Consider the following 25489-nt stretch of genomic DNA (forward strand, 5'->3'; position numbering starts at 1 on the left):
TGCATGTCGATACCATACAAAATACCATGGTAAGAAAACTTGGAGACTGTACTGATCGTGTCGCCCGACGCAAAACGCTTTTAGACTGACAACTTGCACACCACAAAGGATATTCGTCCAAAAGCAGTTATTCAAAGAAGTCAACGCCCTGGGTTGGATCTTCCGCTTGCCTCCACCAGACTTACATCATCACGAAGCAATGTCACCATCGCTTCATGATGTGCTGTTATCTGCTGATCATCCCAGTTTGTATTTCGGGTGATTTCCGCCATTCTCTTGAGCTTGGGACTTTGAAGTTCAATTGTATCCTTGAAGTTTTCGGCCTTTGCTCTGGGGAGGCTATTGCTGAATTTTGAGTTCGCGCTGACGCTTACGAGCGCGAGGTTGCCAAGCAGGTTAAGGCTAGAACCTGAAACAACCGCGCCCGACTGTTCTTTGTCAGGATGCTGTGGATAGAAGTGCTCAATGGAAGTTCTGAACTGAAATTTGAAATCTCGTTTTGAGGAGTCACTCAACAGAAGATAGTCGAGATACGAAAAGACGATACGGCTGATACCAAACCCTTGTGGTTGCTGATCTTTCTCAAAGGAGAATGTCTCTTTAACCTTGCTGCGGGCATATCCCTTCAACAAATCGGCAAGATCCGCATGTTTCACGTCTCGAGGGGCTTTAACGGAGAGCCAGCGAAGAACTTTGGTAATCCAGTGCATCGTTCGCGGAGAAGTGTAGGTAATCCGAAGCATGGACTGAAGCAGCAATACATCTCGGGTATGTGGGTCAGCACTCCCGTCCTCCTCTAAGCTTCCATTGCTGGCCGAGAAAACATGGATGTACGTCGGGGTTGGCTTCTTGTCCCCGCCTCCTTTTTTCAGTCGCTGGAGAGACCAATCGCCATCGTCACCGATGTTTGCCGTGAATTGACGCTTCAAGATGAAGCCATCGAAGAGGTTGCGGCACTTGAGAAGCATAAATGCAAAACTACGCACCCAATCGGCTTTAGCATCGGGTACATTATTTACGGCGTCGTCAAATGACTTGATGAGGCGCTTGTCGTCAAGCAGGCCTTCGTCTTCGACCTCATCGCCTTTCATAATTCTTAGAACGTGTAGCAGAAAGGCCGGAAACTCAATAGTTGAACGAAACCGCTCGTTGCCCTCGTCTTCAGTGGAATTTGACTCGAGCTCTTTAGCGTATTTTGACAACGCCTCATCCAAGGACAACGATACCCCTTCGGAGGATTGCCTTGATGAATTGATGCCGGATTGCGGACGACTTTCCATTAGCGAAGAGAAGCTGGTCACCTCCAGCCAGGACCATTCATGACCAAATACTTTGTTTCGCAAACTTGTGTCACCACGGGTCAGAGACATCTGGACATAAGAATCCATGTCAGCACAGGAATCCCAAACCCACGCAAAGCATTCGCGTTCATATTGATTGGGCAGTTTGCTCATCAGGCGAGCCTTAACAATATCAACCTGCTTGAGTTGCTGCCCACGAGTGTTCATGATCTCGAAGTAGCGATTGAGGTCGGTATTGGGTGGCAGCGAGGCACGGACGACAGTCACCTTCGTTAGCAAGAAATCGGAGAATTTTTCGCGTGAGCGATTAAGGTTTTCATTTTGTTTGAAGAACTGATTGATGATGCTGTAGCCTTCATGAATGCCAGCATCTGCATTACTCGTGGAGCCCTGCGGTCGAACGTGCTCCTTAGCCGCCTCCTGTGCTACTCGCAGCAGGGCCTCAGTTGCCCGTGCGCGCGACTCATATTGCAAGTGGCCTGCATGGCCAACCGACGGCTTCTCACCCTCACCGTCTTGCTCCAGGAAGGTAAGAAGCAGATAGAGGGTTGTAAGTCGTTGTTGTCCATCTATGACCTCGAACTCATCCTCTCTACCCCGCTTGATTACAACAAGGTTCCCAAGAAAATAGTTGTCCTGGCCCCCTACCACCGAGTCTTGAATATCGCTAATAAGTTGCTCAATCTGTTCGGCCCGCCACGCATAGTTCCGTTGATAAATAGGAATCAGATAATTGTCAGTGAATAACTTGCCTACTGTTAACAGTTCAGGTTTCAACTCCTTCTTGCTCATTGCAGCCCCTTGATAAAAGCAACGAGTTCCTTTTCGTGGTTATCGCTGTATGGCTTACTTGTTATTGGAAGTTTGCGGACAACACTTCCAGTCATCGCATTACGTAGCAAAACAAAAGGCGATTTATTTGCATCGTTTTTACCTCGCGCTCGGTTGTCAGCAGATACAAATTGCACACGAAGTAACTCGACCCGCAAGGCATATGCCCATGCGAATAACCTATTTCGCACTTCATCTACATCTTCATCGCCAAACTTGTTTGTATAGCAAAGCAGCGCGGCAATGAACAATTCGTACACGTAGCGGTAGCGACTTTGAGATGGGCCAAAGTTTTTGAAACCTCTGTCAATAACCTCTTGTTCCAGTATCTTCAATTCGTCAAGCATGAATGTCACCATCTCGAAAAATGAGCGTCCTGCGATTATCGGGGCATCAAGCTGAAAGCGGCTGCGCCCGGCATTTCGTGCATCATGTGTAGAGGATACCGACCATGCACTTAGAAGTGGCATAGCGGCTTGTGCTGCAAGGTGATATCGCAGATTTGGCGAAAATGACCTGTGGGATCGTGATGAAATGCCCTTGAACATGCCGATGTCCCGAATAGTAAATTCGAGCGAGCTTTCGCCTCGTGACCACTTGGATATCCGGTATAAAAAAGTAGAAAAAAGCCTGTCCAGATCCTCATCGTTTACGGCTTCCCAAGCCTCAACGACAGCCACTTTCATAGCAGCGGACTCATCGTGCATTTCGCGCAGGTGGTGTGCTTTGAGCAAGTCGTGAGGGGCAAGCGGTTTGCCGCGATAGTTCTGGGAATCAAAGACACGAAATGCCTCATCAATATCGTCCGTCACAATACGCACCAACTGACATTTGTGACAGATAAAATCCAAAAACTCTTTTTTATCTTCCAACTGCGACAGGCGCCTTTGAAGCTCTATCCAAACTAGGGAGACAGGAGTTTCGCTGTTACCAGACATCGAAATTTGATGATTTATCGGATCTAAGGCCGCAAGAATCATTCGCAAAGTCAGCAGGCGCTGCTGCCCGTCGACTACATTGAGATACTCACCATCATCGTGAAGAATGATTGCACCCAAAACATAGGGAATATCTTTTCGTTCGGTATCTCGAAGAGCTTCGCTGATATCATCCACCAGTTGTAGAGCAGTCGATACATCCCAACTGTATGGGCGTTGATAGTTCGGTATCCGAAGGCCTTGCTTGAGTAGTTCATCCACGGTGACTGCACTAACACCGTTCTCTCCGTTAATCGCCATTCCTATGTCCCTTCATTGACGCTTTTCTATTTTCTCAGCGTATTTTCCGCAAACTTTATTCACCTATATGGATACTTCGATTCCGAGTGGCGGCTGTCTTGTTCACAATTTCTATCACGAGGTGCTCCTCTGGCGCATATTTAACGATCTGGGGCATGGGTCGAGAGAGCGGTTCTGATCAAAGCGAGCATCGATGGCATCAGCACAGCGCTGCAATGCACCCGGTTGTCGATACCATGGCATTTGCTGATACGGTCACATGGTATTTGCTATATCTTCGATTCAGCGTCGGCCTTAAACCATAAAAAATGCCATTGATAATGCAGTCATATCATCAATGGCACTCACTAAATCAAATAAAACAATAGGCTAAATAATAGCCTCACTCCCACTCGATTATAAACAAACTTATTAAGTTCTTATGTAACATATACTTAATATGCGACATAACCGAAAAGCCATGAAAAGTACCATGCATAGTAAAAACATTTAAGAATGTCGGATTAACCTCTATCATGTCAAAAGCTGCCAATTGCTGCCTTTCCAAGATGACCAACTCCCCCAAATAAGCTGACGAGCAATCTCAGCCAGCAGCTCCACAGCATAAGAAAATCGGCCTTGAAAAGCTCTTCCATTGCCTCATCGTGACAACAGTCTTCATCAACCGCCCTAGCCCGTAGATGCCCTCATGCCTAAAATAACCTGCTCAGGCCACTACATGACCGCTCGTTTCTGCCCGCCACCACATGTCACGATTGACAGAAACCGGCCAAAAGCCTTCATCATTTAGCAACCGATGTTGAACCGATTCAACGTTGCAACCGGCTATTTCCTCTGTTTAAACGCTCTCAATAGCTTCTCGGGCATGAAATACAGGTCACCCCGCGCCCTAGTGCAGGCAACGTACAGCTTGTTGCGGGTTTGCGGGTTTGCCTGGTGTAGCCTTTCTGCCAAATAGTCTTTCCAGATACCCGGGCCCATCACAACGCAAACATCGTTAAAGTGATCCATGCCCTTACTCGCCCCCCAATTTTCTGAGTAGCATCCGTAATGGTAGTGTTCGCTCAAAAACAGCTTCACGATGGTTGGATCAGCATGCAACATGTTCGCTTGGTCTCGATCATCAACCGTAATGATCCGGCTGCCCCTTTCCTCATGAGCACCCATCGGAATTTGTAACTTTGCACTAATGAAATCGCAGACCATTTTTGTGCATCGCCAGCTACGGCTCAGGGTTTCCTTGTCTACCGTGATGCCGGCATCACGAAAGCGTTTCTCATAACGGACGACATCGTCGTGAAGGTTTTTGTTTATCGCGCCGTCTCTACTGGTATCAAAGGTATGTTGGTAGAAGTCACCGACGAACCTTATGCCAATATTCGCTTGTGAAACCTCCAGTAGCAGGTTGAAGTCGTGGCCCGCAAAATCCTGCACCTCGTCAACGTAGAGGTAGTCGTAAAAGCGCTCCAGGCGGGCACGCACATCCGGTATAGCCCCCATGACCTGTAGCAGTTTGGCGAGGCGGCAGTGATAGAGCCTACCGCCGCCATCGCGATACCGATTGAGATCGTCCAAGCGGAACTGTCTATTGGGCGGACGCCTGAAATTTATGCCTCTGGTCCTTAGCTTCAATTGCATCAAGGGCCTATAACAGAACCCATGCAGAAACGAGAAGTATGTCGTGAGTGTGATGTTGGGTGGGATCATCCCAAATTTCTGGATGATCCTGTTGCGCAGGTGCAGGTGATTGTTCTCCGTGTAAGTGATGATCAATGCCCGCTGATCAAGGCTGAGCCCCTCAATGATCAGGCTGGTTTTTCCAGATCCTGCGACGGAAAAAATTACGCTCTTATCCACTCGATCGCATCCTGTATGTATTTCGGGGCGATCAGCTCAGCGGCCTTCTTGGTCAGCAGCTCGAAAGCGACATCCGCTTTATTTTTCAACATGTACTCTTGAACGGTCAGTTTTTTTCGACCTGCAGCAAAAAGATCATCGCAGGTTTGCTGGTTGTCGCTGTAGAGACCAATTTCAAAAGTGCTTCGATCAGGATTTGTATCGGCAAAAATCTTGGCCGACGCGTACAGGTAGCCTTCGTAGTTCGCTACACAGTTCTGTTGGTAATCGCCGTCGTTATCCCGCATTGCGGCGATCCTGATACTCAGGAGCTTTCCGAGTTCCAAGTAGCGTTTGAAGCTCGTTCCACCGATCGAGATGATGTGCACGGCATCAGCCTGAGGAGGATGGCCTGCCAGTTGCTTGTAGAAATGCTCCATAAGGATAAATTCTGCATCTCCCTCGACCAATATGACTCGATTGGAGAGAGCAAGCTCAAGGACGTTGTTATCGGGTGCTTTCATGAAGAAGTTTGCAGTGGGCTCCGACAGGTCTTTCAAGCGTCCCGCACGGCCTGATCCAAGCAGTAACGCGTGGCGTAGATCGAGCCGAGCACAGATATGGCTACTGTGCGTCGTAATGAACAACTGAGTACCCGTCGTATCCGCCAGTCTTTCAACTAAGCGTTTCATATTCGTGTGGCTCAGATGGTTTTCGGGCTCCTCTAGCAGAAGCACATTCAGGCTCCCTTTTTCCTCGTATTTCTGCAGGGCGAAATTGGTCTTGATGAAGCACTGCTCACCTTTGCCACGATTCTCTATAGGGATACCGTCTTTGGTGATCACCAAGTCGGTTTCAAGGTTGGCGCGAGAGCTTGTTCGCAAGGCAAACTGATAATCACCAAGCGCATTGTTCAAGTCCCTCAGACTCTCTCGACCAAAAGCTTCTTTGCCTTGCCGATAGCGATTTTCGAGGCGGTAGCGATCCGGCACATTGGCATGGAATCCGAACACCGCTCGGGTGTATTCACGAGCAGCGTATTCGCTATCGATACGAGAACTGTCAATCATCAGGTGTTTGACCGGGCGCCGGTAGCTGACGTGAGGTGCCCCGGAGAACGTTGAGAACTTGACGCTGTAATACTCGAAAGGAAAGCTATCTTTGTTTGCTTTGAGCAGATCGACAATTGTCTGGCCGAACTCTTCAATCAAGGGGACAATCGCCATGCGCAGGCCATCTGTCTGTGTTCCTAGAACGTTCTGGGTACCGTAAAAACCTTGGTCATCGCCCTCTTCCAGAAAAACATCCACGATAACTTCGGGAAGCAAATCCAGTCTCGCTGGCCCTGCCAAGAAATTCTGCACCGCACTCTGATTTAGCAGGGCTTCATAGCCTATGTTTTCAACTCGGCTGCGACTTGCGCTAAGTGTCAGATCTAATGCCAATAGCACGCTGCTCTTACCCGTTTCGTTGTCACCAATCAATACGTTCTTGCCTGCGTCGAACTCAAGAGTCAGGTCGGAGATGCTTTTGAAATTCTTGATCACGATTTTTTTTATTACCGACATATTCACTCCTTAGCCTACACGGTGTCGGCCAAAGCACGTACTTTGTCCGATATTGACTGTCCTTTTCAACCGGCTTCAAAACTGGACAGCCCCTATGCCAATATCCTCTAACACATCACGCAGAAACTTCATCCAAGCAATGAAACGGGTAACTCCTCCAACTCTCAGCCGCTCATCGATCATTTCGGCCGCAGCTTAAACGTTGATGAAAAACTATTCGGCCCAGGTCATCCTGAGCATTGTCATGCCTTTCTTTTTCCGGCAACACTTGGCCTACAAGTCAACATTTTCGCTGCTCTATTCCTTCACCAGCTTCGCAGACATGGGGTCATAGACATACCCAATGATGCTACCATCCTTGATACGTGCAACAGCCTCATCGATGACGAATAACGGAACGAGAAACCATTCTTCGGGCTGCACAGGATGGCCGAAACGGTCATTAATGGTGATGTTAAGCCGAGCGGGTGCGAACAACCTGTGAAACAGGTTTTCCATCCGGGTGCGGTTGATGCCAGCGAGCTTGTATGAAGCTACCACCTCGACCTTCGCCAATAGATAGGTGGAATCGTGTTCAGCATTGGCAATACGAGTCTCTACCTTGCCGCCAGTCACACCAATCTTGTGAATGACATCACGATGTTCAGCCACATAAGGGTTATCAGATAGCGAACGCAACACATAGATGGTGCCACTTTCAAGATCGCTCTCTTCTAGAGCATCGCTGAATAAAGGCCCCATGTCTGGATCGGTAATTCGGCGTGCTGTTTCGTCTTTATACAAGGCACGAACCAATGACAGCCGAAGTAGGTTGCTTTCCGTACCATTCGAGTAAATGACACGCAGCCGAGCATCTTTCTTCCCCTGTGGCGAATCAAACTCTTCACCTTCTTCAGCCACATAAGCCGTTTGACCATCCAGGATGAACCAATGGCCCACTTCAATCGTTGCATACTGCCCAAAAGGTCGAGTCACTCTTAAGCCTGAACTTAGATCACTGCGCACCTGCTCAAATAGCGGTTTAAACACATCAAAATCTTCGCACGGTTTGCGATCCGCGATACCTTGTACAGTACGCTTTTCGGCGCTAGCACGAACATGACGCAAGACTGTTATATCGTCCTCACTGGAAACATCCGCCAGTTCGGCAGCCAGATTATCGATATCGATAATTTCGTCCACTGACTTCGCTACCTCGTCCCCTCTAGCCAATAAGCCCTGTTGATCCAGTGGCTCTAGCAAGGCACGGCAATCTGGGAGACTGCGTAGACGGTCGAGCCGCACTGCATAGAGGCGCTCGAAGATCTCACACTCTTCACCGTGTTGCGGCGCACGCCCATGTTGGTCAGCGAAGCGCTGGATTTCCTCAAAACCTGCGATGATGCGTTCCTCGCTGGCTGGACGTCCTTTTTTCTTCTCAGGAGGTGCAAACTCGGCAAGTTCATTAGCCAAATCGTCTAGATCAGATTTACTCATAACGCCCCTCCGCCCTGAAACGCATAAAAGCGGCTGCCCCTTCGGCAAGGTGCTTTTCCCAAGCATCCGGCGAAGTTAACGACGGGAGGCGTCCACGTTCACGTTTGAATTCAGCGGCACGCTTCGCGATCACTTTGGCATCTTCAGGCGTGATCGAGGTACGCTTGGCCGAGATGGCAGCCGCGACCTGCTTCAAGCTATCTTCGCTCATCGTCTTAGCAAGGATGGCATAGGCTTCACCGAATGGGTTGATGCGGTCGATAAGATCTATGTCTAAATCGCGTACGTCCATCGCAAAGCGACGCACTCCGTCGATAAGGGCAGTATTAAGCGTTCCATCGTTCTCACCGGTGGCAAGACGTTTGGCCTGCTGCGTAAGATTAAGGGCGGCGATAGCATGCTGACGTACAGCCTCCTGATCTTCAGCGTCAAGTTCAGGATACTTTTCTTTGATGATCTTCCCCATACGAACCTGTGTTAATTCTTCGGGAATGAGCTCTTCGTCGAACAGTCCACGTTCGATGGCGGGCTTATCTTGCACAAAGGCCGCGATCACTTCATTTAAATCTTCCTGGCAGATGCGTGCCGCCTCTTTGCTCCTGGGCTCGGCAAGTCCCTTAATCTCGATTTGATATGTCCCTGTCTGCTCATTAACGCCAAAATTGCAGTTATCCGGGTCATACCCTCCTTCACCATAATCAAAACCTGGGGTCGGACCGCTTTCTGGGTTCTTAGGCTTGAACTCGAAGCGCGGAGCCAAGACTTGCTCCATCAGCAGGCTTGCCGCGATGGCTTTCAAGGTATCATTGACTGCCTCTGTAACCGCGCCTTCTAAAGCGTCCGGCTCGGCGATCAGGTTAGTAAATCTCGCGCGGGTTTTACCGGGCGCGTCGCGAGTGGCGCGACCGATGATCTGCACGACCTCAGTCAAGCTGGCTCGGTACCCAACTGTCAGCGCATGTTCGCACCAGATCCAGTCGAAACCTTCCTTCGCCATACCAAGTGCAATAATTATGTCCACATAGTCACGATCTGTCTTCATTTTTACAGCACGAAGGCTTTCCTGAATCTTGCCTTGACTAGTTGGGTCCACTAAGTCGGCGATACGCAACATTCGGCCATCGAGGCATTTGACTAGCTGGAAACCAGTCGCAGGATCTGCACCTTGCCAATCGCCAAGCTCGCCGAGAATGTGCTCCACCTCCTTGATTTTATCCTTCGTACTCTCGCGCGAATTGACGTTGGGAATATGGATAATGGTCTTCTTGTCAGGATCGAGTACATTGAGGATGTCATCGACGTAGGAGTCACTGTAGAAGAAGTAGCCGATGTCGAGTTGCTTGAGGTATTCGTAGCCGTTGAGTTGTTCGTAATAGGTGTAGGTGACGGTATCGAACCTAGACTCATCCTGGGGAGCCAACACGGCCTCCGCATCACCCCGGAAGTAGGATCCGGTCATGGCAACGATGTGCGTCTTGTCCCGCGCGATAAACTGCCCCAGATGCTGACCAAGCTTGTTATCCGGGTTAGCTGACACATGGTGGAATTCATCGACCGCGATCAGGCGATCGTCAAACGCTTCTATGCCGTAGGCATCGACCGCGAAGCGAAAGGTTGCATGTGTGCAAACAAGCACCTTGTCGCTACCTTCCAGAAATGTGCCGAGAGATTTCACCTTGCCACCGTTGTCGTTACCGGGCGCGTTGCACAGGTTCCACTTAGGTTCGACATGCCAATCAGCCCAGAAGCCATAATGCGATAGTGGCTCATCATTAAAACTTGCACCGATGGATTTCTCCGGCACAACGATAATGGCTTGCTTGAGTCCCTGGTTTTCAAGTTTATCGAGCGCGATGAACATCAGCGCGCGGCTTTTGCCGGAAGCGGGAGGCGACTTGATAAGTAGGTATTGTTCTCCGCGCTTCTCATAAGCCTGCTCTTGCATAGGCCGCATCCCAAGGATATTAGCCCTAGTCGATGATCCATTGCGTGCATAGGTAACGGAAACGGACGGTACTGACTTAATCTTGGCGCTCATATGTTGGCTCCCACTTTACGCTTCTTGCCCTTGGCTGGTGCAGCCGAAGCAGCCATCTTGGTGTAGAGATCGAACAGCTTATCAAGCCGCTCTGTGTCATTCTTAAAGCGACGACCGATGTAGATGCGTTCTAGCACTTCGTCGTTGCGGTCATGCGCAGCTCGCAAATCAGCAGGCATGTTTGCGGGGTCGTACAAGTCCGCAATAGTCGCGGGGAAGTGATGCTCCCGTGCTAGCAGGATTTCTTCAGCGCAGCGGGTAAGATCGACCTTGTTTTTCTCGGTCAATATAGGCAAAGGAAAGGTGTTCCAGCCGAGGGTATTGGAATAACGGTAACGCGTTTCCAGCTTACCGCATACGGTTGCGATCCATACCAAATGTAAGCGGCTGGCAAGAATTGCCATGTTCCAGAGCGGAGCGTCGTAGAGTGCATAAGCCTGATTAGTTGTTCCCGTCCGACCAGGAAGTACCGCAACCGGGAGGTACTCCCGTACTTCAGAGCTCACTGTAGGCGCAAGGATAGTCAATTTGGTTGCTAAATTTCTGTCACGGAATTGATGTGGCCGGTCTACCAGCGCGTTGTAGCTCGAGTCACAGCTTTCCTCGCGTATTCTTCTTACACCTTCCAACCGACACCGCACAAACTCACTCTGACTAGCAAATTCAAGTTGATCTTCGTCAATCCATAAGCAATAACGTTGCAATCCCCGAATGAACTCTTTAGCGCCATATAGCGGCAATATGATCCGCTCAAACTTAGGGTTTTCTTGTAGTAGTCGGTCTCGATCCGACATGCTCAACGTCAAGAAATTTCCATCACCGGGAAGGTTTCCATAGTTCATCCGAGCAAGCGGTGAAATCGGTGTACTTCTTGTTTCCACTACCTGCACATCAGAGCTTGTTAGATATGCATTGATGTGGGCTACCTCATAACGCTGGAGATCATCGAAGATGACCTTTGGCTGCTGCGGATGACCAATTCCAAGGATCACACAGGTCACTCCAGCGTTGTCGGATGCATTGTTGCTCCAGCGAAACGAGCGATGAGCAAAGTTGATTTGCAGCCCTTTCGAGAATAAATGCGGCCAGTAAATGGGAATTTGAGTGCCCTGTGACACCGAGTTTGTTGTTACAAATGCGAAATTGCAACGTGTCTGAAGCACATAGTCTGCTGCTTTCTCAATCCAGCAAAATACATAGTCTAGCGATGCACTAGATTTCACCTTCTTCCCAAGTACAAACTTGATTTCCTCTTTCTGCTGAGCAGTTTGATTGCGACGCCCAACATACGGAGGGTTGCCACAGATGTACGTCTCCCCCCCTTCATTCTCGAAGTCGATCTCTGCCTGATCGATCGGCGTCTCAGAAAGGTCTTCTGACTGCAACTTCACTCCGGTTCCAGTCGCAGGGCAAACGCTCAACCAGTCAATTCGTAACGCGTTACCGCAGGTGATCCAGTTATCGTTTCGAAGAGGCAGAAACTCAGCCAACGCGAGCTTCAAGCCCCGATACAGCACATCGCACTGGTACTCTGCGATAACTAGTGCAAGGCGCGCAATTTCTGCCGGAAAATCACGCAACTCGATCCCACGAAAGTTGGTGATCGGTATTTCCGACCTTCTATCTGGCTCACCACGACGCCGATTGATCTCCGCCTCAATGTCACGCATTTCTTTGTAAGCAATAACAAGAAAATTGCCAGAACCGCAAGCTGGGTCGAAAATTCTTATTCTGGCAATGCGCTTGCGTAGGTTAAGCAAGGCACGCGGGTTGTCACCAGCCTCTTCTAGCTTCGTACGCAAATCATAGAGAAACAGCGGGTTAAGTACCTTCAAAATATTGGGAACGCTGGTGTAATGCATGCCCAGCTCACCGCGCTCTTCGTCTTCGGAAATGGCCTGAATCATCGAGCCAAAGATGTCAGGGTTGATTCTGGTCCAGTCCAGATTGCCAACATGCAGTAGATAGGAACGTGCAATACGGCTAAAACGCGGAACCTCATCACTACCCGAGAACAACGCACCGTTAACGTAAGGAAAATCTATAGCCCAGCGAGGAATACCGGCGACAGCACGCTCATTACACGGGGTGTTCATAGCGCGAAACAGAGTGGCGATGACATCGTGCGTGTTGGAAGCGTCGCGCTCACTCATCTGTGAAATAGTATCGGTGAAGGTCCCCTTTCCGATAAAAATATCGGTGTCTTCGGCGAAGAAGCAGAAAATTAGTCGCGCCATGAATTTGTTCATGTCGTGACGACGCACCGCAGTACCCCATTCAGGGTTATCTTTCAGTAGTTCGACGTACAAACGGTTTAGACGGCTAGTAGCTCGAATATCGAAGGCATTTTCACTAATCTGGCGAACTGTGGTAATACCTGCCAGCGGCAGAAAGAAGCCGAAGTGATCGGGAAAGTTTTCAAAGGCACAAGCGACAGTCTGACCGCTGTTGAGATCTTCGGCTTCAAAATATTTGCCATCCGTGGCAAGGATGAACTTTGCCTTGGCCTTACCTGTTGCCGGACTGGCTTTGAGCGCGGCCAGCATCTGCGTTACCTGCCCTGTTTCACAGGCTAGAATGTGGATGTTGTTGGTTTGGAGAACACCGCCCAAATCGGACTTGTTCGATGCCCCGGCGCGCAGGCGTTTGATAGTCGTTTCCTTGTTACCAAAGGCTTCAAGAAAAGCATAAGGAAACTCTATAGGATCAAAGGGTTGTTCCGCAAGATCCGTGATAGCTTGCTCAATTTCTACAGCGTTCATTTGCGTACAGCTCTCCATTGGCATGTGACCGCCCTGCTGCTACTGGTGTGCAGTAAACTCATGTCATATCCGAGGTTTTCTTGGAAATTTTTGGCAGCAAGTTTAACAGATTAGGCCCAGACGCTATAGCAGATTCAGGCTCCTACTCAGCTTTTCACAAAACACTGTTGTCTATTATGGTGAGAATTGTAACTTCGAAAAAATGTTCTAACTTTCATGACACTTGAGGGGCAGCTGTGTCATAACATATTAGGTAGCAGTGGATTGATAATTTCCTTCGTTGTTACTGAAAATCTTGCAACGCCCCAAGATTGCTCCAGAAGTCATCGTCTGTCCCAAATATCTTAGCAAGAACGCGAGCTTCATCATCGCTAAGACGACGCATACCGCAGATGATGTTTTCAACATCCTGACGAGAAATCCCCATAGCTTCCCCTAAAGCATCATGAGACATGTTCAGCGGTTTTAAAAATTCCTCTGCCAGCATCTCTCCCACTGTCACAGGCCCTGCGGTATCTACTTTTGTGTAATATGCAAGAATCTCCGAACGACCCTGCTCATACGTCAGCTCACCTGAAATAATACGTGCCTTAATGAACTCGTACAGTGGCGTACCACTGGGGTCCATTCCTTCAAGTCTCAGGGAAGCCTCTGCTTTGCGAAAGCCCTCATTGCGTAACCGTGAATCTGGAGTCTTGGACATAGTTTTTCCATTGAGTTGCAGAAGAAAAGTTCGCTCACTGAATGCGTCAGCTCGCGCTCCCCCGTAAACTGACGCGCTTGATTCAAGATTTATTATTGCCGGATAAGCTATCTCCGACAAAATCATAATGTTCGCGGTTATCCCGACGAGTAGTTGTTTGTTTACGTATCTGAGTCGCCAACTCCCCTCCAATAGTCCGTTGGACACGAGAAGAATCGCTACTTCGCTTCATTGTCTGGTATTCAGCAGCTCCGTTAGCCATGCTACTTCCCATATGGCTTGCCATGCGGCCAGCTCGTGAGAATGAAGCAAACCCCTGACTTCCTCCGCTGGCGCTAACTGAATTGCTCCCTGCTGACGAACCACCGGAACTGCCTGAGGGTTGGCCTCCAGAAGTATCTACAGAACCGGTATCTTCCCCGCCGCCAAATCCTCCACCGGAACCGCCTCCACCGCCTGAACCAGATTCCTCGGCCATGGCAGCTTGCGCAGACTCAAACGCTGCCTTTAATGCAGAGGGGCTTTGTTGAATAAATCAGATTTCGGGTAAGTCTCCCCCGTAGCGGGTTGTGTTTTCAGGCAATACGCACGCTTTCAGGCATACCCGCTTTCGTCATTTTGTTCAGCGCTCGTACCAGGGCCATAGCCTCCGCAACCTGACCATCGTAGTCACGCAGCGTCAGTGAACCCCCGAACAGCTGTTTTACCCGGTACATCGCCGTTTCCGCTATCGAGCGACGGTTGTAATCTGTTGTCCATTTCCACCGCGCATTACTCCCGGTCATTCGCTGATTAGCCACTGCACGGTTACGGTCTGCATATTCACCGGGCCAGTAACCCGCACCTTTTCGGGGTGGGATAGGCGCGCTGATTTTCTTACGCCGCAGTTCATCGTGACATAGCCGGGTATCGTAAGCGCCATCGGCGGCGGCTGACCTGATTTTCCGGTGGGTTTGCCGGATTAACCCGGGGAAGGCCTCTGAGTCCGTAACGTTGTTCAGCGACAGGTCAGCGCAGATGATTTCATGTGTTTTACTGTCAACGGCGAGATGCAGCTTACGCCAGATACGGCGGCGTTCCTGGCCATGCTTTTTGACTTTCCACTCGCCTTCACCGAAGACCTTCAGCCCGGTGGAATCAATTACCAGGTGTGCGATTTCACCCCGGGTGGGCGTTTTGAAACTGACATTAACCGACTTTGCCCGCCTGCTGACACAGCTGTAATCCGGGCAGCGTAGCGGAACGTTCATCAGAGAAAAAATGGAATCAATAAAGCCCTGCGCAGCGCGCAGGGTCAGCCTGAATACGCGTTTAATGACCAGCACAGTCGTGATGGCAAGGTCAGAATAGCGCTGAGGTCTGCCTCGTGAAGAAGGTGTTGCTGACTCATACCAGGCCTGAATAGCTTCATCATCCAGCCAGAAAGTTATGGAGCCACGGTTGATGAGGGCTTTATTGTAGGTGGGCCAGTTGGTGATTTTGAACTTTTGCTTTGCCACGGAACGGTCTGCGTTGTCGGGAAGATGCGTGATCTGATCCTTCAACTCAGCAAAAGTTCGATTTATTCAACAAAGCCGCGATTACCCTGCTTCAAATTGATGATTTTGAAAATACAGTATTATAGTTTATTGTTTGTAGCGCAGCTGTAAGCGTTATACAAAACGGATCACAGTGATACTACCTCACCAGTAAATCACTGAAGCCGATCTGTAATGACATAGAACGAATTGGTTTTATGGTTATGCAATGGCTCATCCCCTTACTTGTCCCTGACCATAAAAAGCATTCGCTTTCCTGAAAGCTAGTCTAAGCCAAGGGGCGTTTACAGTTGTCTTCTCTTGGCTCATTAGGTACTGGCTTAATTATTAGAATCATGTCGGTGGCATTTTAGTCCAAATATGCCCAAACTTTTAGCAGCTAAAATTCGTCTTCTGATGTAGGGTCAAGAAGCTTATGACTTAACCTATGGATTATGTGAATTACCTTGTGAGTATTACTCGTAGGATGGAATCTTCCAAAACTCTGACAATTCACTCTGAATGCATGGTAACAAAGAACAGTTTAAACCATGGTCTGTTCAGCGTTAAATTTCTCAAGATAGACTTCCATTTCGCGAGTCCACCTAGGGGTAGGTACCGAGGTGATCATTAGCCAAGGAAACCACCATACAAGCATGAAGAGTAACATAAGCGGTGCGATCATTTCGGCCGAAGAATGAGAAACTATATACATAATGAATAATATTAGTAGAACTGTGTTTACAATCTGACCTACCAGAAAAAGACGCCAGCGAAAACAATGCCATTTCCTGTTGAACACAATCCGTCCATCCCGTTCTTCGAGCCAGTTACGCCACGGCTTGAGATAACCAGCACGCAACCCATAACGATCACACATTATTACAGCCAAATCCTGCAGCCGATAATTATACAAGCCTGTGAGCCGATAAAGGCTGCGCTGACGAAGCTCACGCTTTGCCAGACGGACCGCATTTTTATTCAAATATGGCTGTGTCAGCATTTGCTCTAGCCGGCGCTTCCTAAGATTGAGTAGTCCACGAAATACACTTCCAGATTCAGCATTAATTACTCTGTGACGAACTACACCGAGTGCAATATAGATACACAGCAATAGCCAGCCGGTCTTAGGGTATTGATTCATCCATTGTATAATTACAGACAACTCAGGCACTTTTATTTTTCTTTTTTATGCAATCCAGATAAAACCAGTAAAGATTCAGTAAATTTTAGCGACTAAAATTGCTCTCCTGGCGTAGATAAAAGAAGTATACCCACTTAAATTACTGATTATTAACTACTTACTAGTCCATTCATCAATCATATTCGCCCAATCTTGTAGCATCTCGGCCCTCTGCTCACGATATTCAGCCTTGTTATAAACAGCTCGTACCCCCTTTTGTTCATGGGCAAGGCACTTCTCAATCCAGTCAGTATTGTACCCGGCCTCATGTAGCAAGGTGCTGGCAGTACGCCGTAAGTCATGGGGACCAAACTTAGGTAACAACTCCCCTTCTTTCTGAGCCAGACGATACGTCAGTGTCAAAACCCGGTTTAAAGTAGCGCTACTCATTGGCGCATCGGAATCGTACCGCGAAGGAAGGATAAAATCAGAGCTACCGGCAAAGGTTTTGAGAGCAATCATAATATCCATTGCCTGTCTGGAAAGAAAAACCAAATGTGGATTACGTCGTTTCATCCTCTCCTTTGGTATCGTCCATAATGCCTCACTAAAATTGATCTCGTTCCAGGTTGCGTTAGTAAGCTCACTTTTACGTACCATCGTTAACAGCAAAAGTTTAACCGCTGCTCTGATTGATGGCGTCGTTCCTACCCGTTCCATGTACCGATACATCAGACCAATTTCAACTGGCGTCAATGCCCTGTCACGAGGCTCAAATTTCGCTATGCTTGCAGGCCGTACCAGATCAGCGGGATTCTCAACCTTCTGACCGCGCTCAATAGCCCAGCGATAGACTTGCAATACAATCTCTCTGGCGTGCACAGCTGTCGCCGGTGCCCCTCTCTCGACAATGTTATCGGTTAATGCGCGTAAGTCTTCATGTGTAATCTCGGTCAATTTCTGCTGCGCAAATTTTGACTTCAACTCCCTTTGATATACCGAACGCCGCATATCACGCGTCGATTCAGCCATTTGATAACCGCGTAACCATTTCTCAGCCCATGCACCAAAAGTCTCCGCATCTTTGATACGAGCTTTATCTCTAGCTTTTTCCCTCGCTGGCGATCTTCCACTGGCAACCATTTTTTTAGCTTCATTGAGCCGTTCACGCGCTTCTGCAAGCGTGATCCCTCCAACACCATAGCGGCCAAAAGTAACGGTCTCCTGTCTTCCGTTTATTGAATAGTTATAACGAAATGAAATAGTTCCAGCCGGAGTGACCGCAACATACAGACCATCACGGTCATTAACTTTATAGAGTTTCTCCTTCGGCTTAAGGTGACGCAGCCTGGTGTCAGTCAACATGTTTTATTGTTTTCCTTTATCAAAAATACCATGTTGTAAAAAATTCAGAAAAGTTGTTTAACTCTCTGTTTTTAATTGAGTTATAAAAAATAAATACCATAACTCAACCGAAATTTATCACATGGTACTTTTTCAAACCTGAATTCGAAACCAGAGAGTACCATCAAAAATTCCATTGAAAAAACCGTGCTTCCCGTTGCTAACAGCTGCCAGAAAGTGCCAGATACAAAAACAAAAAAGCCCGCAGTTACGCGGGCTTAGAGGTACTTTACTGCTTTTACGTGCAGGCTGTTGCCAGACGTTAAATCATTCCCACTCAATCGTAGCTGGTGGTTTACCGCTGATGTCATACACCACGCGGGAAATACCGTTAACTTCGTTGATGATGCGGTTAGACACGCGGCCTAAGAAGTCATACGGCAGATGCGCCCAGTGCGCGGTCATGAAGTCGATGGTTTCTACCGCACGCAAGGAGACAACCCAGTCGTACTTACGGCCATCGCCCATTACGCCTACAGAGCGAACCGGCAGGAACACGGTGAACGCCTGGCTCACTTTGTTGTACAGGTCAGCTTTGTGCAGCTCTTCGATGAAGATCGCGTCCGCGCGACGCAGCAGGTCGCAGTACTCTTTCTTCACTTCGCCCAGCACACGCACGCCCAGACCCGGACCCGGGAACGGGTGACGGTAGAGCATATCGTACGGCAGACCCAGCTCCAGACCGATCTTACGCACTTCGTCTTTGAACAGCTCACGCAGTGGCTCAACCAGACCCATCTTCATCTCTTTCGGCAGGCCGCCCACGTTGTGGTGAGATTTGATAACGTGTGCTTTACCGGTTGCGGATGCCGCAGACTCGATCACGTCCGGGTAGATGGTGCCTTGCGCCAGCCATTTCACGTCGTCCAGCTTCAGCGCTTCTTCGTCGAACACTTCCACGAACACACGGCCGATGATTTTACGTTTCGCTTCCGGATCGTTCTCACCTTTCAGCGCGTCCAGGAAGCGCTGCTCGCCTTCCACGTGAACGATGTTCAGACCGAAATGGTCACCAAACATGTCCATAACCTGCTGGGCTTCGTTCAGACGCAGCAGACCGTTGTCGACGAAGACACAGGTCAGGTTTTTGCCGATGGCGCGGTGCAGCAGCATCGCGGTCACGGAGGAGTCCACGCCGCCCGAGAGGCCGAGGATCACTTTGTCATCGCCAACCTGCTGGCGGATACGTTCAACGGCGTCGTCGATGATTTTTGCCGGGGTCCACAGGGCTTCACACTGGCAGATGTCACGCACGAAGCGCTCCAGCATGCGCATACCCTGACGGGTGTGGGTCACTTCCGGGTGGAACTGCACGCCGTAGAAGCGTTTTTCTTCGTTTGCCATGATAGCGAACGGGCAGCTCTCGGTGCTGGCAACGGTCACGAAGTCAGACGGGATGGCGGTGACTTTGTCGCCGTGGCTCATCCACACGTCCAGCAGCGGTTTGCCGTCTGCGGTCAGGGAGTCTTCGATACCGCGCACCAGCGCGCTGTCGGTGACAACTTCTACCTGCGCGTAGCCAAACTCACGCTCGTTAGAACCTTCGACGTGGCCGCCAAGCTGCATTGCCATGGTCTGCATGCCGTAGCAAACGCCGAATACCGGCACGCCAGCTTCGAACACGTACTGCGGTGCGCGCGGGCTGTTCTCTTCGGTAGTACTTTCCGGGCCGCCAGAAAGGATGATGCCGCTTGGATTGAATTCGCGAATCTGTGCTTCCGTGACATCCCACGCCCACAGTTCACAGTAAACGCCCAGTTCACGTACGCGACGCGCCACCAGCTGAGTATACTGAGAACCAAAGTCCAGGATGAGAATGCGATGTTTATGAATGTTTTCCGTCATTGACGCTAATTCCGAGGCAAGTGAAACAAAAACAGAGCGCCCGGCAGGAGCCGGGCGCGGAAACTTATCAGGAGCCCAGACGGTAGTTCGGGGACTCTTTGGTGATCGTCACGTCGTGAACGTGGCTCTCCTGGATACCCGCACCGCTGATGCGTACGAATTCCGCTTTAGTACGCAGCAGGTCAATGGTACCACAGCCGGTCAGACCCATACAGGAGCGCAGGCCGCCCATCTGCTGGTGAATGATCTCTTTCAGACGGCCTTTATAAGCAACGCGACCTTCGATACCTTCCGGTACCAGTTTGTCAGCGGCGTTATCGGTCTGGAAGTAACGGTCAGAGGAACCTTTGGACATCGCGCCCAGAGAGCCCATACCGCGGTAAGATTTGTAAGAACGGCCCTGGTAGAGTTCGATTTCACCCGGGGATTCTTCGGTACCAGCCAGCATAGAGCCTACCATCACCGCAGCAGCACCTGCGGCGATCGCTTTAGCGATGTCACCAGAGAAGCGGATACCGCCGTCAGCGATAACCGGAATACCGGTACCTTCCAGCGCTTCAACCGCGTCAGAAACTGCAGTGATCTGTGGAACGCCCACGCCGGTGACGATACGGGTAGTACAGATGGAGCCAGGACCGATACCCACTTTCACCGCGCTGCAACCAGCGTCAGCCAGTGCGCGAGCACCTGCGCCCGTTGCCACGTTACCGCCGATGATCTGCAGATCAGGGTATTTAGCACGGGTATCACGAATACGTTGCAGAACGCCTTCGGAGTGGCCGTGAGAGGAGTCAATCAGCAGCACGTCAACGCCCGCAGCAACCAGCGCATCAACACGCTCTTCGTTACCGGCACCCGCGCCAACCGCAGCACCTACGCGCAGACGGCCATGCTCGTCTTTACAGGCGTTAGGTTTACGTTCTGCTTTCTGGAAATCTTTAACGGTGATCATGCCGCGCAGGTGGAAGTTCGCATCCACAACCAGCGCTTTCTCAACGCGTTTTTCGTGCATTTTAGCGAACACGACGTCACGGGCTTCGCCTTCACGAACGGTTACCAGACGCTCTTTCGGTGTCATATAAACACTGACAGGCTGGTTCAGGTCGGTCACGAAACGCACGTCACGACCGGTAATGATACCGACCAGTTCGTTGGCTTCAGTCACAACCGGGTAACCGGCAAAGCCGTTACGTTCGGTCAGGGCTTTCACTTCGTGCAGAGTGGTGGTTGGCAGAACGGTCTGTGGGTCAGACACGATACCGGATTCATGTTTCTTCACGCGGCGAACTTCTTCTGCCTGACGCTCGATAGACATGTTTTTGTGAATAAAGCCGATGCCACCTTCCTGTGCCAGGGCGATAGCCAGGCGCGCTTCAGTCACGGTGTCCATTGCCGCAGAGAGCATAGGAATGTTCAGGCGAATGGTTTTCGTCAACTGCGTGCTGAGATCGGCAGTATTCGGCAGAACAGTGGAGTGAGCGGGAACAAGGAGGACGTCGTCAAACGTCAGTGCTTCTTTAGCGATACGTAGCATGGGCAATATCTCTGACCTGGGTGGTTAAATATTGCCGTGGCATTATACAGAGCGTAACCGATTGCATCCACACTTTTTTATAAAAAAACCTTGCACTCCCCTCTCAGCAGGTTACTATCGACTGAATAACTTGCTGATTTAGAATTTGATCCCGCTCACATGTTATCCTCTCAAACCCCTTCAATTTTTACTGTTAGCCGCCTTAATCAAACGGTTCGTTTACTGCTTGAGCAGGAAATGGGGCAAGTGTGGATCAGCGGTGAGATCTCAAACTTCACGCAGCCGTCATCCGGTCACTGGTACTTTACGCTAAAAGACGATACCGCCCAGGTGCGCTGCGCGATGTTCCGCAACAGCAACCGTCGCGTGACGTTCCGTCCTCAGCACGGCCAGCAGGTTCTGGTGCGCGCCAATATCACGTTGTATGAGCCGCGCGGCGACTATCAGATTATCGTCGAGAGCATGCAGCCTGCGGGCGAAGGCTTGCTACAGCAGAAGTATGAACAGCTAAAAGCAAAACTCTCGGAAGAGGGGTTGTTCGACCAGCAGTTCAAAAAGCCCCTGCCGTCTCCTGCCCACTGCGTTGGGGTTATTACTTCAAAAACCGGTGCGGCCCTGCACGATATTTTGCACGTGCTTAAGCGTCGTGACCCTTCCCTACCCGTGATCATCTACCCAACCGCCGTACAGGGTGATGACGCACCGGGCCAGATTGTCCGCGCCATTGAACTGGCGAATGCGCGTCAGGAGTGCGACGTGCTGATAGTCGGACGTGGCGGCGGCTCGCTGGAAGACCTGTGGAGCTTTAACGACGAACGTGTGGCACGAGCGATTTTCGCAAGCCATATCCCTGTCGTGAGCGCCGTCGGGCACGAAACGGACGTCACCATCGCGGATTTTGTTGCGGATTTACGCGCCCCTACGCCGTCCGCAGCAGCGGAAGTGGTGAGTCGCAACCAGCTGGAACTGCTGCGTCAGCTTCAGAACGGCCAGCAGCGTCTTGAAATGGCGATGGACTACTTCCTCGCAAACCGTACCCGTCGTTTTACCCAGCTTCATCATCGACTGCAGCAGCAGCACCCACAACTGCGACTGGCGCGTCAGCAGACCGTCCTGGAGCGCCTGCGTCAGCGCATGAATTTCGCGCTGGATAACCAGCTCAAGCGCGCGGTGTCGCGTCAGCAGCGCGTCACGCAGCGCCTGAACCAGCAGAACCCGCAGCCGAAAATTTATCGCGCGCAAACGCGGATCCAGCAGCTCGAATATCGTCTGGCAGAGAATATCCGTACACGACTGAGCTCAACCCGCGAACGCTTTGGCAATGCGGTGACCCATCTTGAAGCGGTCAGCCCTCTCTCCACGCTGGCGCGCGGCTATAGCGTGACGACGGCGACGGACGGCAAAGTGCTGAAGCAAACTAAACAGGTGAATACCGGTGATGTGCTGACGACACGTCTTTCAGACGGTTGGGTAGAAAGCGAAGTGAAATCAATTAAACCGGTGAAAAAAACGCGCCAGCGTAAAACCGGATAATTCTTCGCCGGTTACTTACTATACTGCTGCTATTCCCTTTTTTAATAAGGAGAGCAGCATGTCCCATCGTCATAGCGTTATTCCCCCTTATATTCTTCGTCGTATTATCGAAAGCGGTTCAGAGCCGCAACAGCGCTGCGCCCGCCAGACCTTAACCCATGTCCAGACGCTGATGGCCCACATGCCGGGAAAACCTGCCGCGCCGCACGTGAATAAAGCCGGACAGCTGGAGCGCGATATTTACGACGCGAAGCAGACCCAGGAACTGCCGGGTTCGCAGGTGCGTTACGAAGGCCAGCCTTCGAACGGTGATGTGGCAGTGGATGAAGCGTACGATTATTTGGGTATTACCCATGATTTCTTCTGGAAAGAATATCAGCGTGACTCACTCGATAATAAAGGGCTTATTTTGACCGGCACCGTGCATTACGGTCGGGAATATCAGAACGCCTTCTGGAACGGTCAGCAGATGGTATTCGGCGACGGTGACAGGGAAATTTTTAACCGATTTACCATCGCCATCGACGTGGTGGCACACGAGCTGAGCCACGGTGTGACTGAGACCGAAGCCGGGCTTATCTATTTTGAACAGTCTGGCGCGCTGAACGAGTCGCTGTCAGACGTGTTTGGATCCCTGGTCAAACAGTATCATCTGAAGCAAACCGCCGATAAAGCAGACTGGCTCATTGGTGAAGGGCTGCTTGCAAAAGGAATCAACGGTAAAGGGCTGCGCTCGATGTCTGAACCCGGCACCGCCTACGACGATCCGCTGCTCGGCAAAGATCCGCAGCCCGCGCACATGAAAGATTTCATTAAAACGCGTGAGGATAACGGCGGCGTACACCTGAACTCCGGCATCCCCAACCGGGCATTTTATCTGGCCGCGACGGCTATCGGCGGCTACGCCTGGGAAAAAGCGGGTTATGCCTGGTACGACACAGTTTGCGATCGCAAACTGGCGCAGGATGCGGATTTTGATGCCTTCGCAAAACTGACGATAGCGCACGGAGAGAAACGCTCCGGTGGCGACGTTGGAGCGGCCATTAAGCAAGCCTGGGAACAGGTGGGAGTGCTGTAAATGCAGGTTCCGGAACTGACGGATGACGCCGTGGTTGAGCTGGCCCGTGAAGGCGGCGTCGCTTTTATTCCTAAGCTGAGCGGCCAGCGTACCATCGCGCTTTCTTCGCTCAATGAGGCTCAGCGCCAGCGCGTGGTGAGCATCCTGGAGCAGGCCTTTCCGCGCGGTCAGCCGCCGGGACAAGCCTCGTCACCCGGCAGCGGTGACCAGCGCTATTTCCGCATCCAGATTATCTGGACCGGGCAAAATCAGGCGCACTACGCCGATATCATCGTGCTGGTACCCGAGCAGGAAGCCCCCGAGTCGCTGGTCGAGCTGTGGCAGAAAGGCGAAGGCAGCGTGTGCGATTAGCCTTCAGCCTGAACGAACTCCACGCGTTTTTTAGAGATAAGACCGTGGCCGTTCTGGCAGAAATAGTCCACCGCGCCGCAGGCTTTTAATACCTGGAGCGGCTGATGGCATTCCGGGCAACGGGCTTCAAGCGCAATGTCTTTATTACAGCTGTCGCAATGTGCCACCCCATTCAGGGGCTCAAGCGGTGTCTGGCAATCCGGGCAGGTAATCGTCATGGTGACTCCTTTAGCGCATTCATGTCTGTGATAATTTTACCACGTTGCGTTCAGTGCGGGCCACGCAACTGTTGCTGCAAGGTCAGCAGCAGCGTCACTTCCTCGATCCTGCGGCGCGTGGTGCGACTCACCTCTTGCGAAGCCCGTTCATACAGACTCCTGACGCCCAGAATATGCTCTGCAAGACAGTGTTCGTAGATTGTGCCGGGAATTTTCCAGCATTGACGGGTCTCGCCATTTATCAGCTCCAGCACATCTTCTGTGCCGTGCCGGTCGTAGCTGATAGTGCCCCCGTCCCTCAAGCAGAACCGTAAACCTTTTTGCCCGCCCGCGGGTCCCGCGTATTTGTTAAGCCAGATATCCACCGGCACGCCGCTGATGCTTCCCTGAAGATGCGCCTCGCCTTCCGCCGTGGTCAGGTCGCCTTTTGCGATTTCGCGACCCAGGCGGTCTTTAGCCGTGACGACCTGCAACGTCATATCGTCATGGCCTCCCAGATAACGCACCGTTTCGCGCAGCATCGCCAGCACGTGCGTACCGATATCCAGAATCACGCCATCAGGATGGCAAAGCGTACGGGTATCCGGCTCGCCCGTGGCAAAGTTAAGCGCGATGGGTTCTCCAGCTACGTTATAGCCACTCGGCTCCTGCAAAAAACCGTCGATTTTGACGATGTCAGAGACATTACCCACCAGCGACCGCTTCACCGTTTCAAGGCGCGCCATCCAGTGGTCGAGCGCCAGCACGCGAGATGCCACACCGGGTTTTGCCAGCAGCGTATTGAGCTTTTCTATTTGGGGAAGCGTGGCGACTACCGGTTTTTCAACCACAATGCGTGGAACGGGCGAGGCAATCGCCTGCTCCAGCACCTCAAGATGATGCAGCGATGCAGTGGTGATAAACAGGGTATCCAGCGGTATAGCAAGAAGTTCCGCAAGGGAAGTGCAGCGCGTAACGCCTTCAGGGTGCTTTGCGGGAAGAACATCAAACCCGAAACAACGAACCGAGTGACCAAAAAGGTGTCGCAACGCGGGCATATACGCGGTTTCCACTACCGCGCCAAGACCAACAAATCCTAACTGCATAATTTCACCTCAGGGAATACAGTGCCGGGGCGTAACGTCTGCCCCGGC

General features: G+C 50.9%; 17 protein-coding genes and 1 pseudogene. 3 read left to right on the top strand and 15 right to left on the bottom strand.

Features of this window, described 5'->3' with window-relative positions:
- Nucleotides 1–140: 140 nt before the first annotated feature.
- The 13 genes and pseudogenes from LCD46_16520 to guaB form a co-directional block, all read right to left on the bottom strand.
- Nucleotides 141–2093 carry a DUF262 domain-containing HNH endonuclease family protein gene (locus LCD46_16520; protein UOY69661.1) on the bottom strand — a complete coding sequence of 651 codons (1953 nt, stop codon included), beginning with the start codon at nt 2091–2093 and terminating at the stop codon, nt 141–143.
- Nucleotides 2090–3370 (bottom strand): DUF262 domain-containing protein, encoded by a 1281-nt coding sequence (locus LCD46_16525; GenBank protein UOY69662.1) that lies wholly within the window; start codon nt 3368–3370, stop codon nt 2090–2092. The genes LCD46_16520 and LCD46_16525 overlap by 4 nt, the downstream gene beginning before the upstream one ends.
- An 825-nt stretch (nt 3371–4195) precedes the next feature.
- The gene (locus LCD46_16530) at nt 4196–5227 is read right to left on the bottom strand and encodes a DNA helicase UvrD (protein UOY69663.1); all 1032 of its coding nucleotides are present in this window, start codon (nt 5225–5227) and stop codon (nt 4196–4198) included.
- On the bottom strand, nt 5212–6774 hold the full coding sequence (locus tag LCD46_16535) for an AAA family ATPase (GenBank protein ID UOY69664.1): 1563 nt from the start codon (nt 6772–6774) through the stop codon (nt 5212–5214). Before LCD46_16535 ends, LCD46_16530 begins: the two co-directional genes overlap by 16 nt.
- Before the next feature lie 297 nt (nt 6775–7071).
- Entirely contained in the window at nt 7072–8250 is a 1179-nt protein-coding gene (locus LCD46_16540; GenBank protein ID UOY69665.1) for a GIY-YIG nuclease family protein, read from the bottom strand.
- Complete coding sequence (locus LCD46_16545) at nt 8243–10195, bottom strand: DEAD/DEAH box helicase (GenBank protein ID UOY69666.1); 1953 nt, start codon at nt 10193–10195, stop codon at nt 8243–8245. Before LCD46_16545 ends, LCD46_16540 begins: the two co-directional genes overlap by 8 nt.
- An 89-nt stretch (nt 10196–10284) precedes the next feature.
- A complete protein-coding gene (locus LCD46_16550; GenBank protein ID UOY69667.1) occupies nt 10285–13050 on the bottom strand; it encodes a class I SAM-dependent DNA methyltransferase in 2766 nt (921 codons plus the stop codon).
- A 283-nt stretch (nt 13051–13333) separates the two neighbouring features.
- Nucleotides 13334–13753 carry a HigA family addiction module antidote protein gene (locus LCD46_16555; GenBank protein UOY69668.1) on the bottom strand — a complete coding sequence of 140 codons (420 nt, stop codon included), beginning with the start codon at nt 13751–13753 and terminating at the stop codon, nt 13334–13336.
- Between the two features lie 358 nt (nt 13754–14111).
- Nucleotides 14112–14216, bottom strand: a pseudogene (locus LCD46_16560) (bacteriocin microcin).
- Nucleotides 14217–14328: 112 nt separating this feature from the next.
- Entirely contained in the window at nt 14329–15297 is a 969-nt protein-coding gene (locus LCD46_16565; GenBank protein UOY69669.1) for an IS5-like element IS903B family transposase, read from the bottom strand.
- A gap of 1270 nt (nt 15298–16567) precedes the next feature.
- Nucleotides 16568–17758, bottom strand: a complete 1191-nt coding sequence (locus LCD46_16570) for a tyrosine-type recombinase/integrase (protein ID UOY69670.1) — start codon at nt 17756–17758, stop codon at nt 16568–16570.
- A gap of 306 nt (nt 17759–18064) precedes the next feature.
- The gene (gene guaA, locus LCD46_16575; GenBank protein ID UOY69671.1) at nt 18065–19642 is read right to left on the bottom strand and encodes a glutamine-hydrolyzing GMP synthase; all 1578 of its coding nucleotides are present in this window, start codon (nt 19640–19642) and stop codon (nt 18065–18067) included.
- Between the two features lie 67 nt (nt 19643–19709).
- Nucleotides 19710–21176, bottom strand: a complete 1467-nt coding sequence (gene guaB / locus LCD46_16580) for an IMP dehydrogenase (protein ID UOY69672.1) — start codon at nt 21174–21176, stop codon at nt 19710–19712.
- Between the two features lie 159 nt (nt 21177–21335).
- Here guaB and xseA point away from each other — a divergent pair, with 159 nt between their 5' ends.
- The 3 genes from xseA to LCD46_16595 are packed head-to-tail and all read left to right on the top strand — an operon-like array spanning nt 21336 to nt 24138.
- Entirely contained in the window at nt 21336–22709 is a 1374-nt protein-coding gene (xseA, locus tag LCD46_16585; GenBank protein UOY69673.1) for an exodeoxyribonuclease VII large subunit, read from the top strand.
- Nucleotides 22710–22767: 58 nt separating this feature from the next.
- On the top strand, nt 22768–23787 hold the full coding sequence (locus LCD46_16590) for a M4 family metallopeptidase (GenBank protein UOY69674.1): 1020 nt from the start codon (nt 22768–22770) through the stop codon (nt 23785–23787).
- The gene (locus tag LCD46_16595; GenBank protein UOY69675.1) at nt 23788–24138 is read left to right on the top strand and encodes a hypothetical protein; all 351 of its coding nucleotides are present in this window, start codon (nt 23788–23790) and stop codon (nt 24136–24138) included.
- On the opposite strand, the gene LCD46_16600 is transcribed toward LCD46_16595, so the two are convergent.
- Complete coding sequence (locus tag LCD46_16600; protein ID UOY69676.1) at nt 24135–24356, bottom strand: zinc ribbon domain-containing protein; 222 nt, start codon at nt 24354–24356, stop codon at nt 24135–24137. The genes LCD46_16595 and LCD46_16600 overlap by 4 nt on opposite strands.
- Nucleotides 24357–24406: 50 nt before the next feature.
- Nucleotides 24407–25441, bottom strand: coding sequence for an oxidoreductase (locus LCD46_16605; protein ID UOY69677.1), 1035 nt, complete (start codon nt 25439–25441; stop codon nt 24407–24409).
- Between the last annotated feature and the right edge of the window lie 48 nt (nt 25442–25489).

The organism is Enterobacter ludwigii, assembly GCA_023023105.1.
Classification (GTDB): domain Bacteria; phylum Pseudomonadota; class Gammaproteobacteria; order Enterobacterales; family Enterobacteriaceae; genus Enterobacter; species Enterobacter adelaidei.